Here is a 12,061-nt window from a genome sequence, read left to right as displayed (position 1 = left end):
TCGCCTGCAAGCAGGCTCTACAAGCAGCGATAGACCTGTAGGAGCGTGCTCGCACGCGAAGCCCCCGCCAAAGCCCGAAAACCACCAAACCTACCGAGCCTGCGAAACCACCACCCACCGCGGGCCTTCATCCCACGAGTCCGGCGGCTCCCACCTCGGGGCGCCCTACAGGTGGCGTGGAGCATCCATACGGTCATGCAGAATGCGGACGACCGCCACCCCGTAATCAGTGACGCGAAAGTAGATCATGTGCCGCTCGACATGGCGCCGGCGGTAACCCCGGCGTATGGGGTCGCATGCAGGAGCAGTTTCCGGCGCCTTCGCCAAATCGCCAAAGGCCGCCGACAAGAAATCGGTGTAGCGGTTTGCTTGCACCACACCCCATTGCTGCGCGGTATGCGTCCAGATCGCCTCAAGGTCGCGCTCAGCGGCCGGGGTTAGGCGATATTCACCCATGCGCCTCCATCATTTTTTTCTTGAACGCGTCAGCGTCGAAAGCCCTTGGCTCACCACTAGCTTCACCTTCGACCAGTGCAGCACGTAATGCCTCAACCTCCGCACTCCGCTCCTGTTCACGCCGAATCAGGTCCCGAATGTACTCGCTGTCATTGGTGTAGCGCCCCGCTTCGATCTGCGCCTTGACCCAACTGTCCTGGTTATCCGTCAGAGTGATCGTTTTGCGCACAGTACCCATGGCGACCTCCATAAAAGCATCAATAGTATGATTAATTACACACTATGACTTCATTATCACGCCAAATAGGACACTCCGCCAGAGGAAGCCTCCGCCCCTGTAGGAGCCGGCTCGCCGGCGAAGCCCCTGCCCGCGCCCGATCCAGCAAAACCTTCGCCTGCAAGCAGGCTCCTACAAGCAGCCCGAGACCTGTAGGAGCGTGCTCGCACGCGAAGCCCCCGCCAAACCCCGAAAACCACCAACCCCTAGCGAACCAACGGCGCCACCGCCCTACGCAACCCTTCATCCAACGACACCGGCGGCTCCCACCCCAGCGTCTCCCGCGTATGCGCAATATCCACCTGCAGCGAATCCAGCAACCGCCGCGCCATCTCGCCCTTGCCGGCCAGTCGCGCCCCGGTCCGCAGCACCCCGGGCGGAACTGGCACCAACCGCGCCCGCCGATCCATCGCCCGCGCCACCCGGCGCAGCAACTCCGTGGTGGAGACATCCTCGCCATCCCCGGCCAGGAACGTCTGCCCCGCAGCCGCCGAATGCTCCACACAACGCACCAGCAGATCCACCAGGTTATCCAGCCCCACCAGTGACCGTCGATTAGACACCGCACCCAACGGCAACGGCACCCCCCTGGCCACCCACTTCAACAACTGTCCGAAATTCCCCGGCGCCCCTGGCCCGTACACCAAAGGAGGACGCACCACGACCACCTCCATTCCGGTCTCTCGAGCGAGGCCCCGAAGCCCCTGTTCCGCCTCCCACTTGGACACCGCATACGGCTCCTGCGGGTTTGGCGGATCGGAAAACAAAAAGGGGCGCTCCTGCGAGCGCCCCAGCACACCAATCGAACTCACAAACACAAACCGCCGCACGCCCGCCTCTGCCGCCTGCCGTGCCAGGAACAACGTCGCATCTACATTCACCCACCGGAACACCGCCAGCGGATCCTCAACCTCATCCCGCAGCACATGCGCCCGTGCCGCACAGTGCACCACCGCATCCACACCCTCGAGAAACGGCCGCCAGTCCGACACCACCTCCAGGTCGCCGCAGGCCTGCAGGTCTCCCGCCGCGCCCTCGAGCCGTCGCACCAGCCCCACCGGCTCGATGTCGCCCCGCGAGCAGAGCGCACCCATCACCGCCGAACCGACAAAGCCATTCGCTCCCGTAACCAGCACACGCCGCGTCACGCTTCCCTCCCGCACCGAGCAGCATTCGCGTGCAAGCACGCTCCCACCGAACCCGAGCCCACCCCGGGTCCTGTAGGAGCGGCCTCGGCCGCGAACGCCTCACCCACAACACACCCCCACACGAATTCCTCAGGCACTCCCGACCGGGTGCAGCAGTCCGAGCCGGCGGGCGACGGAGGGAAAGCGGTTGCGCAGCAGCGCCCGGCCCGTCTGGTGCGCGTAGCAATAGGCGCTTTCGGGCAGCGAAAGACCCACCACGTCCCGGTACACCCGCCACGTGTACCGCGACGTATCCAGCTTGTTCGAAGACACCGAGCCCGCGCGCACGCGGTACTGCGTCAACGCCTCGTTCAGCCCGAAGGCGTAATCCACCTGCCGCAGCAGCTTCAGCCACAGCCCGTAGTCCTGCCGCCGGCGGATCAACGGCATCTCCACCTTGCCCACCAGGGCGGTGTCGTACATGGCCGTGGAACACCCTACGTAGTTCGTCTTCAGCAGATCCGAGTGACCCACTCGTTCCGGCACCCCGGCCCAGGCAAGGTGCGCACCGGCCTCGTCCACCCGCTCCATCGCCGTAAACGAGAACGCGGCCCCACGCGCCTGCATGAACGCGAGCTGCCGCTCCAGCTTGCCGAGCAACCACCGATCGTCACTGTCCAGAAACGCAATGTAGCGCCCCCGCGCCTCGCGAATCCCCGTGTTCCGGGCAATCGCCGCGCCGCCATTCTCCGCCAGCCGAATCAGCCAGATGCGCTCATCCTCGCCTGCCATCCGCGCCACCCGCTCCGCCGACGCATCCATCGACGCATCGTCCACCACCAGAAGCTCCCAGGCCTCCAGGGTCTGCGCCTGCACCGAAGCCACGGCCTCCTCCAAAAACGCCTCGGCGTCATGAACAGGCATTACGATGGACACTTCAGGCTTCATTCATTCAACTCAGCCACCAGCTGCTACATCCCTTCGGTCATTCCGTGGCAAGAGTTCACGCCTTAGAACATCTCCCACGCATTCACCCGCCGGTTGTATGTCATCAGAACCGATTCGTAATCGCCTTTCCCCCATCCAATCGTTTCCGGCCAACACCACTTCCTCCAGATGTCGCTCAAGCTGCACCACATCCGCCGCCTTGTAGAATCCTTCTACGACCCGCTCCCCAAACAGGCTGTAGCCGCTAGCGTTCGGATTAACCAAGTGAATCAAGGGCTGTCCTGTGTATAAATACTCAAGAAGGAAGGAGCCACAATCTGTCACCAAGGCATCCGAGCTCGCGAAAATGCCGAGATAATCACCCTCTGTGTACACGGCCGCATTGGGTAAGGCTGCCCAGCTTCGGTAATACTCGTCCGCTTCCTCATCCGACATCAGTCCATTCTCGACGAGGGCCTTCCGCAGAAGCGGATGTGGCTTGAACACCCAGTCGACTTCGGAATGTTCTCGTGCGTAGGCCAGCAACCACTCACCACTCCACCCGAATGTCGCGTAGCGACCGCGATGGTCCTCCGCCAAAGAATGATGTGGAGCGAAGATCACCCGCTTACGATTTTCCACTTCCCCGTTCGGCCATATCCCCATTGGCGCGGTGTCGTGCTTCAACAACCCATCCATTTTTGGGTAACCGCAATATCGGGCGTTCGCCAGGCGAGGGAATGCATCTTCCTGTCCCTTAAAAAACGAAGGACGCTCCAGAAACACCGCCCACACCAGTGGCAGGAAAGCGCCCCCCAACTGGGCCGAGCGCTTCGCCAGATAGATCCCGTAGCCATAGGGTATGTAACAGGTGAGAGCGAACCTCGCCACGGTCTCGGCCCGGTGCATGCGCGGTAAACCATAGGGCTGGTCGTAGAACACGACATCCGGTTCCAGTACCCGAAGATCCGTGTACGCACCCGATGCATCATCGAACACCTGCACGGCTCGCATGCCCCGTTGCCTGAAGAACTCGAAGTTCTCGCCCGCACTGGTATAGCGTCCCGGCGGTGCACCGACAGCCTGACGCAACGCACTTGCGGCCACGACCGGCTCAAACCTCGGATCCGCCTCAAGTGCCTCGTAGACCGATTGCGCCCCCCACTTGGCGTTGTCCCGCACCAGAAACAACACACGAACGGGCTGATCCGGACACTCCTTGAGTCGATGACCTACCCGCCTCCTGGTCGCCCGGTACTTCGGCCCAAGGACCCAGCGCCGAAAACCCTTCGTTCCCAAGCGGAGCAACCGATCCACCCAAATCGAATCGGCAAGCCTCCCGCGCGCCATCGCCAACCAGCGTTTCAACAATCCCTCTACCACTCGCAGTTCGCGTTGTACTCGTCGAGCGGATACAAGGGATGGAGCCCAGTCGCGATCAACCGTCCCGCATTCGGATGATCGGCCCTCTTCGCTTCAATCTCCTCTGCCATCTCGTAGTACTCCGAAGGCCGGATACAGACCCTGTTCAGGTTCCTATTCACGAATTTCGGTATGCCTTTGCCCGCATTGGAGTACCCAGGGTCCGGCACCTTCCAGCCCTCCCCGTAATACGCCTCCAGAAAACGCACCGTCTGCGCTGGCACGTACACAGGCGTACCGCGAAGGCGCCCTTCCTCCACCGGCAGAAAATCCTCCAGCGTTAACGGCAGATGAGCGTGCTTGTGCGCCCAGACATGCCCACCCTCATACCACACAGGGCGCACATCCAGATGCACGCCCGGTTCGTCCCCGGCACGCCTTAGCCGAAACAACCGACCCGAGCGGTTGAAGCTGCAGGTGAATCCGGCTAGCACCAGCTTAACCACCAGCTGCTGGGTCTCTTCCCTAACCGCATCCGCATCGGTCCGATAGGACACGTACCCAACGTCAAAGTCATCGTCCCCGGGGATAAAGTCACCCTCGCGCTCGCATCCCAAGAGCGTCCCGTACATCAGGAACAACGGCGTACCCACGACCTCGTCAAACACCTTCCGGGCCTCATCGTAGATCTCCAAATACTGCTGTTGCCGGTCGCGCAGTTCCTGCTCTGTTGGTGCAAGAAACCCCTTCTTGTTAACCGAGCCACCTGCATCGAGGACTTCAAAGAGCGTGCCATTGCCATGAGGGATTTCCACATGCGCTGATGACGCTCCACGAAATGGAACCACAGGTCCATTGTCCATCATCACTGAGAGCTCGAATTGGTCTGGAAGAAGCTCTACCACCTCACGCCGCACGTGGTAGTGGAAATAACCCAAGATCCCCTTCAGCCTACGTATCGGCACACGACGAAAATCACGAGAATCAATCCTCAGATCCACATAACCACGACGCCGCCAGGGTAGAAACCCGTACACGCGCATACCAAACGCCGTCCACTCCACGAAAAAACCGCCGGTAAAAACAGTTAGAATCCATCCCCCTTCCCGCGACGAGCCATTGGGGCGGGCATGACACACGAAGAGCGGATCCCTCACCTCCGACAGGCGACGCCGCGCACACCTTTCAACACGTTCCCTTATAAAATCATACTGCTGAGAGTACGCAAACAAACCCCGGGAATCGGCTCCCAAAAGCAAACGCCTAACAAATCCGAGTGTATTGAGGGCTACCCAACACCACGCAAGTCTCAAATTCAGCCGATTCCGCATCCGGTTTGTAATCAATGGTGTACAAGGCCTCTCGCTTGATATTTACGACGCTGCAACCCAACGGATCTAAGACACGCATCAGCCGCCTACTTACCATTCACATGCCGCAGTATACTCGTCTAGGGGGTAGAGGCGGTGAAGCCCAACAGCAATTAGCCTGCCAGCATTGGGATGGTCGGGGCGCCGGCGCTCGATCTCACGCTGCATCGCAAAATAGTCGGACGGGCGAATGCACAGACGCTCCAGATGCCTTTTAACCGAGCGCGGCACCCGCGTGCTCGAATTGGAATAGCCCGGATCAGGCACACGCCACCCCTCACCGTAATACGCCGCAAGAAAGCCCTCCGGATGCCGGGGCAGATGAACTGTCGTGCCACGCAAGCCCCCCTCTTCGGCGGGGAGAAAGTCCTCAGCGGTCAAGGGCAGGCATGCCTGCTTGTGGGCCCACACATGCCCCTGCTCAAACCAGACGGGGCGAACATCGAGGTGGACACCGGGCCCATCGCACATCCGTCGTAGGCGGAACAACCGCCCGGCTCGATTGAAGCTGCAAACAAAACCTGCAAGGACCAGCTCCACAACCAGTCGTTTCGCCTCTTCTCGCACGTCATCCACCGTGGAGCCGCTCGAATAATACCCGACATCGAAATCATCATCCCCCGGGATGAAGTCGCCTTCACGCACATAACCAAGCAGCGTGCCGTACAACAGGAACAGGGGCCGCCCAAGCTGGTTCTCGAAACAGGCCCGCGCCTGCTCATAGATGGCTAGGTAGCGGTCATGGTCGACCTCAACCCGAGCATCCGGTGCCACCAGATAGCCCTTCTTGTCGACAAAATGCCCCGCATCCAGAAGCGCTGGCAGGGCGCCCGTACCATGGGGGCAGACGAGCTCAAGCGCCGGTGCCCTGCCAAACGGGAGAACCCGCCCATCGGGCAACGCCAGAGTCAGGGAACAGGAAGATGGCAAAACCGCGAGGACCTCGCGGCGGACATGGAACTGAAATCGACCCCGACCACCCCCGCGCCGCTGAACCCCGACCTGGCGCAGAAAACGGCCATCAACCAGAACCGACAGCTCATCGCCCCCTGACGCGAACGTACCGTGGATCTTCAAGCCCAGAGCCGTGAACATGGCCCCGACAGTGGCCGACGGTTCCACGGAACCATTGAACTCACCGCCCCCCGCTTGTCGGGCACGGCAATCAAACAGCGGATCCTCGAACCGAGTGGAGAGCAACCACGACTGATGCCGCGCGCGCTGCTCCCAGAACTCATAATGGAGGTGCCGCACAAAGACCGTACTGTCGTCACGCAGCAACAGTGACTGGCGGGCCAGATAAAAGGCCACAGCAGCCGGCGCGGAGAACGAAAGCGTCTCGAAAAGGCGTGCAGTGCCGTAACAAAGCTGCTCCGCCATCGCCCAACGAGTGCGCCTGGAGCGCACCGCCCGAAGCCATGATTTCAACCGTCTCATGCATCGCTCCCCGCCGGTGAAAAGGTGCGAGCCAATGACTCCCGGACCCTCTCGGAGGCGGAGACCGCGCCCGAACCGACCAGTTTCAAGCGCTCCTCCCGACCGAAACGATCATCGCCGCAGAGCAAGGAATCAAGGCATGACTGCGCCTGGGCGATGGACTCCGCCTCATAGTGGTACTCCATGAATCGTTGAGCAAAACCGGACAGGTGACCCGCTCCCCCGTTCACGAGCCGGACCAGCGGCTTGCCAGTGAACAGATACTCCACAAGGAAGGAGCCACAATCCGTCACCATCACGTCTGAATGGCGGAACTCATCGAAATAGTCGCCACCGGAGAGGACCTTCGAGCCCGGCAGCTCCTCCCATGACGCGAAGTAGCGGTCCACCTCATCGGGTGTCATCAGGCCCGAGGTGATCAGGGCGTGGCGAAGCTTGGGGTGTGGCTTGAAGACCCAGTCGACATCGGGGCGGCGGCGAGCGTACTCCAGCATCCAGCGGCCACTCCACTGGAAGGTGGCCAGCGGATAGGGGTGACCCTTGTCCACCGAGTGGTGCGGGGCATAGATCACCGTCATCCGGTGCTCATCCGCCCCGTGGCTCGGGAAGGGCCCGCCTCGGAAGTCATCCATCTTCGGATACCCAGTGAATTCATACTGCGGACCCGCAGGAAGCCCGGAACGGTCCCAATCGGCCAGGAACTCGTCTGTCTCGAGATAGACAGCCCACAGGCATGAAAGAAACGAAGGGGTCAACTGCATGGTCTCGTCGAACAGGTAAATGCCATAGCCATAGGGAATGTAGGCCGTCAACATACTCGAGGCGACATTTTCCGGACGGTGCATGGCAGGTAGTCCGTAGGGTTGATCGTAGAAGAGCAGATCCAGAGAAAAGCTTCTGAGATCATGGAATCCGTTCGACTCCGCGTCAAAGGCCTCGACACAAGTGAATCCCCGAGCCTCGAAGAAGGCCGCATTGTCATCCATCGTCGTCCGGTGAAACGCCTGTGCCGTGTTGGTCACCGAACGGTGTACGCTCAGCACAATCAGCGGCTCAAAGCAAGGATCCTGCTCCATCACTTCAAACAGACGGCTGGATGTCCACTTGTCACTCTCACGGACGAGAAAACCAACACGAATCGGTGATGGGCAGATGGACTGCCGGTAAGCCAAACGCACCTTGACCTGCTCATATCGTTCCTGGATGCGCTGGCCCTCTTCCGGCTTGGGTAACAAGGGAGTACGACCCGATAGCCGCTTCACCCAGTAGGGCAACCGAGAAAGTTTCGAGACAAGATACCTGGTTCGCCGCACCAAGCGACGTTGGAGGCGATACAGGCGACCGAACAGGCCCAGGGTTCGCAAGGTAGGTGAGATCAACGCAGAACGGACGGGCAAACCACCCTCTTCCACCGTTCTGAAAAAGGCTCGAATGGAACGGTCGAACTCCCGGGCGTTACGAGAAGTGAGCCTTTCGCGCAGATTCACGGCTCTCACTAATACGTACCTCAGAAAACGGCCCTGGTAGGCGCCATCGACGCCTCGCTTGTTGAACTCCCTCCATACCTTCTCGCTCACATTACCGAAAGAGAGGGCCAGTTCAGGCCGAGCGCTGCAAGCACCCGCACGAGCAACCTGGTAGTTATAAAGCCGTTTGTCGATGAAGCCGATGCGCCGAGCGTGGTACATCGCAAGGAAATAGAAAAGGCTGTCTTCATACATCCGGTCTTCGGAGAAGGTGATGTCGTGGTCGAGCAGCCACTGGCGACGATAGATCTTGTTCCAACAGGTTCTCTGATTAAAGAAGAGCTCGTCGGAGATGTCTCGCCAATCGAAGGCGCGACCAACAAGACCCTTGTATGTACCGGACTCCCAGTGAGTGCGACGACTCAAGGTCTTCCCGGTTGCAGAATCGATATAATTGTAGGAACACACACAGACATCGAGATCCAGGCGCTGAGCCTCGGCGTACAGCTCCGAGAACATAGATCCGGAAAACATGTCGTCGGGGTCCAGGAACCCAATGTATTCACCGCTAGCCACATGGATTCCGGCATTCCTGGAGACACCCTGACCGCAATTTGGTTGAGAGATGACTTTTACATCAGACGCCTTGCTACGGAACTGCTCAAGAACCGTCAAGCTGTCGTCCGTGGATCCATCATCGACAAAGATCCATTCCACACCGCCCAAGGTTTGATCGCAGATGCGATCCCACAACCGAGCAAGAAAGCTCGACACATTGTAAACAGGGATGATCACACTTACTTTCGGCGAAGAAGTCACACTCGCCTCCGCAATTCAGACGTGGAATTGATTTCAGCGCAATCCTCAATCACACGACAGATCAACTCTCCCAACGCGTGTTCGTTTTCTCTATGATCATCAGACATGGGCAGCTCATAGGTTGTAATGACCCCCTGTTTTCTGCACACCTCACGCGCTTAATGCCGGGTGCGCCCTGGGTGCCGCATAGTCCAGTGCCTGATGCGGCCGTTGCTCGTTGTAGTACCGGATCCATTGGCCGATGGCTTCTTGGGCATGGCCCAGCGATTCGAACCGCTGTTGCCAGATGCACTCTTCCTTCAGAGATCGGAAGAAGCGCTCCATCAGGCCGTTCTGTTCCGGCGTATACGGCGTCGTGAACTCCTGTTTCAAGCCATAGGCGCGCACCGTCGCCGTGTAATGCCGGGAGCTGAACACCAGGCCGTTGTCAGAGCGCAGGGCCAGTGGACGGGCCACACGCTGCAGTACTACGAGGCGCTCGATGAGCGCTTCCTCAAGCGCCGCCTCGGCGGTCGCGCTGCTGCCGCGGCTCGACAGGCGCCAACCGAGCACCTCGCGGGTATAGCAGTCGATCACCACCGCCAGGGCGGCGCGACAATCCTTGCCGCACCAGACCTGGGTCAGATCCGTGGCACAGCGTTCGTCCGGCCAGCTGGCCACCAAGGGCAGGCTTTTCGCCCGCGGTCGGTGCCCCTGGGGCCGCTTGCGGACCTGCCACCCCTTGCGCTGCAGGATCCGCTGGACCGCCTTGCGGTCGGGCCCCAGGATCGCCGCCAGGCGGCGATATCTGTAGGTCGGGAACTGTTCCAGCTTGGCCTTGATGCGGGCTACCGGCAGCTCGTTGAGCGGCTTGCTTTGCTTCACGGGCCGGTAGTACACACTGCGCCGCGGGATCCCGAGCCAGCGGCACAGCTGCAACAGCGACACCGCATGGCCTTCGGCCACCATCTCCGCCTGCACCCACCTTACGAGTTCTCCTCGTCGTCGAGCAGGCGTTTGTACTAATGGAATGGTCCGCCCTTCCTTATCTACCCTGAGGGGCGCAGAACGAACCTTCGGGCAACCAGCAGGAACGGACCCTGACCACTGCAACCATTGCCATTGCCATTGCCATTGCCATCGAAATTGCCAAGACCCGCTTCCGTGTCTGCGCCCTGGCCAAGCACAGCGTGGTGCTGCTGCGGCCCGCCTTCTCGCGCACCGCGCTGTTCCGATTCCTCGGCAAGACCTCCGCGGCGCGTATCGCGATGAAGGCCTGAGCCGGTGCGCCACATGTCGGCCCCAAGGCCCAGGAGTTCGGTCACATCGAGTCTCTGTTGCCAGCACAATACGTCAAACCGAACGTCAAATCCCAAAAGAACAACTACACCAATGCAGAGACCATCGCCGAAGCCGCCACACGGCCGACGATGCGGGACGTGCCCGTCAAATCCGCCGACCGCCAGGCCCTCCAATTGCTGCATCGCCAGCGCAGCGGCTGGATCAGTGAGCGCACCGCCCTGGCCAACCGCCTCCGGGGCATCCTCCTGGAGTTCGGGCTCGCACCTCCGTCTCGTCCTGCCCCCCCGAAGGTCCCGCGGGCGCGACGAGAAAGGCGTTCTACTCGCTCTTCTCAACCTGATCCAGCCAACCCTTCACGCCGGAGACCGTCAAGTCACTCGCGCGGCCGACTTCGGCCACCGTGGTCTTCCCGTTCAGGACATCCATCACCACCGCCGTTTTCCGCTTCGCCGTCCACCGCTTCGCCGGTGCTTCGTCGTTCACAATGCCCTCCCCTTGGCCACACAATACCCTGCGCCGCGTTGGAGACGGAACCTCCAGAACATTGCAGCCGTTTACGACCTATTTCAATCGCATCCGAAATGCATGTATAAAAACCGCGTGTTGAATTTTCCCTATGATATTCCATAGATTCACACTGCCCCTTTACGATCCTCCGCTTTACATTCTCATCATTCATTATTGCCTTCGCCTTCTCAACCATTTCCCCGGTCTCATGGGCGGCAAAGACTGTCTCTTCAGGCTGAACACATGCAACATCTGAATCGGCCGTTGTCAGCACCGGAACATTCGCCCTTCGGGCCAAAGACGCGCCCCCGGCACCGCCTGTTTGCCCTCGCAAATGCAAAAACAATGACGCCCTGGACACCAGCCCGGTAAACTCACTCAATGGCAGGGTTTTCTGCACCACCACCTGCCCACGGAGAACTCGCATCAATAATGGAGCCCGATGCATGACCGTACTCCATGGTTTGCTTAGACCGACAATATACCATTTAGCCCCTTTTACAGAATCCAGAATACTTAATATGGACTGCATTTCCTCAGCCGGCATATCAATCAACAAACGATCCATCCTGAACCCCACATTTGCCGTAATTATCTTTTTCTCTTCGTCATGCGCACGCTCACACGTCTCGGTAGACGAAGCAGTCTTCCCGAAGGTCGGGTACGGCTGAACGCGAACCTCGACATCATCATAATCCCCTTTTATATCGTATGCCCCCCTTGCAATGATCATGTCATTGAATCTGTCTACCGTATTGCTCGCCTGAATAAAGAAAAACGCCGTCGGAACGTAATCATAAAGCACGCGCCTGACAACTTTACTTTCATTGGAAAACAAGCCCTTCGCACCCCCCCCATACAGAATCAGATCGAGATCCATGCTCATGATACTTTTACATGTGTTTAGCAACCCAGCAACACCGTGACTCATAAAGCAATGAAACCTGAACCGACTTGGATATTCTTCACATAGGTCCTTTGTTACAGCCTCTCTCAGAACCTCCGGATGGCCGATATTGAACGACTTATCTA

At 59.6% G+C, this 12,061-nt stretch carries 10 protein-coding genes and 1 pseudogene; 1 reads left to right on the top strand and 10 read right to left on the bottom strand.

Annotated features, from left to right (window positions below; translation table 11 throughout):
* Window positions 1-165 precede the first annotated feature (165 nt).
* The 9 genes from F816_RS0106470 to F816_RS0106430 all read right to left on the bottom strand — a co-directional run bounded on the left by F816_RS0106470 (window position 166) and on the right by F816_RS0106430 (window position 10,189).
* Window positions 166-456, bottom strand: a complete 291-nt coding sequence (locus tag F816_RS0106470) for a type II toxin-antitoxin system RelE/ParE family toxin (protein WP_019594031.1) — start codon at window positions 454-456, stop codon at window positions 166-168.
* Entirely contained in the window at window positions 449-694 is a 246-nt protein-coding gene (locus tag F816_RS0106465) for a type II toxin-antitoxin system ParD family antitoxin (RefSeq protein ID WP_026333162.1), read from the bottom strand. Before F816_RS0106465 ends, F816_RS0106470 begins: the two co-directional genes overlap by 8 nt.
* Before the next feature lie 245 nt (window positions 695-939).
* Window positions 940-1,881, bottom strand: a complete 942-nt coding sequence (locus F816_RS0106460) for an SDR family oxidoreductase (protein WP_026333161.1) — start codon at window positions 1,879-1,881, stop codon at window positions 940-942.
* A 129-nt stretch (window positions 1,882-2,010) separates the two neighbouring features.
* Window positions 2,011-2,808, bottom strand: coding sequence for a glycosyltransferase family 2 protein (locus F816_RS0106455; protein WP_081622672.1), 798 nt, complete (start codon window positions 2,806-2,808; stop codon window positions 2,011-2,013).
* A 9-nt stretch (window positions 2,809-2,817) separates the two neighbouring features.
* Complete coding sequence (locus F816_RS0106450; RefSeq protein ID WP_155998525.1) at window positions 2,818-4,155, bottom strand: hypothetical protein; 1,338 nt, start codon at window positions 4,153-4,155, stop codon at window positions 2,818-2,820.
* An 8-nt stretch (window positions 4,156-4,163) separates the two neighbouring features.
* Entirely contained in the window at window positions 4,164-5,288 is a 1,125-nt protein-coding gene (locus tag F816_RS0106445) for a LicD family protein (protein ID WP_196801675.1), read from the bottom strand.
* Window positions 5,289-5,570: 282 nt separating this feature from the next.
* The gene (locus tag F816_RS0106440) at window positions 5,571-6,956 is read right to left on the bottom strand and encodes a LicD family protein (protein ID WP_231363387.1); all 1,386 of its coding nucleotides are present in this window, start codon (window positions 6,954-6,956) and stop codon (window positions 5,571-5,573) included.
* Window positions 6,953-9,241, bottom strand: coding sequence for a glycosyltransferase (locus tag F816_RS0106435; RefSeq protein ID WP_196801674.1), 2,289 nt, complete (start codon window positions 9,239-9,241; stop codon window positions 6,953-6,955). The genes F816_RS0106440 and F816_RS0106435 overlap by 4 nt, the downstream gene beginning before the upstream one ends.
* A 150-nt stretch (window positions 9,242-9,391) precedes the next feature.
* Window positions 9,392-10,189: an IS3 family transposase gene (locus F816_RS0106430; RefSeq protein WP_019594023.1), complete on the bottom strand. Its 798-nt coding sequence runs from the start codon at window positions 10,187-10,189 to the stop codon at window positions 9,392-9,394.
* Between the two features lie 368 nt (window positions 10,190-10,557).
* Between F816_RS0106430 and F816_RS15125 the strand changes: the two are divergent.
* A pseudogene (locus tag F816_RS15125) lies at window positions 10,558-10,761 on the top strand (transposase); the annotation flags it as partial.
* A 79-nt stretch (window positions 10,762-10,840) separates the two neighbouring features.
* On the opposite strand, the gene F816_RS15120 reads toward F816_RS15125, so the two are convergent.
* Window positions 10,841-11,005 carry a DUF1153 domain-containing protein gene (locus F816_RS15120; protein ID WP_196801673.1) on the bottom strand — a complete coding sequence of 55 codons (165 nt, stop codon included), beginning with the start codon at window positions 11,003-11,005 and terminating at the stop codon, window positions 10,841-10,843.
* Window positions 11,006-12,061 lie beyond the last annotated feature (1,056 nt).

This window comes from Thioalkalivibrio sp. ALM2T (assembly GCF_000381505.1).
Lineage (GTDB): Bacteria > Pseudomonadota > Gammaproteobacteria > Ectothiorhodospirales > Ectothiorhodospiraceae > Thioalkalivibrio > Thioalkalivibrio versutus.
Note: the sequence above shows the minus strand (reverse complement) of the source record. Positions and strands in the feature narration are given on the sequence as shown.